This window comes from Spirulina sp. CCY15215, from assembly GCF_016888125.1.
Taxonomy (GTDB): domain Bacteria; phylum Cyanobacteriota; class Cyanobacteriia; order Cyanobacteriales; family Spirulinaceae; genus CCY15215.
Genome location: NZ_JACSWA010000612.1, coordinates 1 through 250, shown reverse-complemented (window position 1 = coordinate 250; position 250 = coordinate 1). Strand labels below are relative to the sequence as shown.

General features: G+C 36.4%; 1 protein-coding gene. It reads right to left on the bottom strand.

Going from position 1 to position 250, the window contains the following annotated elements; all coding sequences use genetic code 11:
- Positions 1–229: CARDB domain-containing protein (locus tag JUI58_RS25025; protein ID WP_204106581.1), on the bottom strand; the 229-nt coding region annotated here is incomplete at its 3' end.
- Between the last annotated feature and the right edge of the window lie 21 nt (positions 230–250).

Here is a 250-nt window from a genome sequence, read left to right as displayed (position 1 = left end):
GTTTGGGGTCGATAATGTTAATTGCTTTATAAGCAACATTATTGGATTCATTGCTTTCCGAGACATAACCATAACCATCCGCTTGGAACAAAATATATTTTGTTCCCGATAATCCTTTGTCTAGGGTAAAGGTTAAATCTTCATAACTCGAACTTCCAGCAGCGAGACTCCCCACATAATCATTGCCTAAAAACTTGTCTCCAGAATCGAGATTTGTATCATCGGACAAGTAATATTTCAAGTAACTATA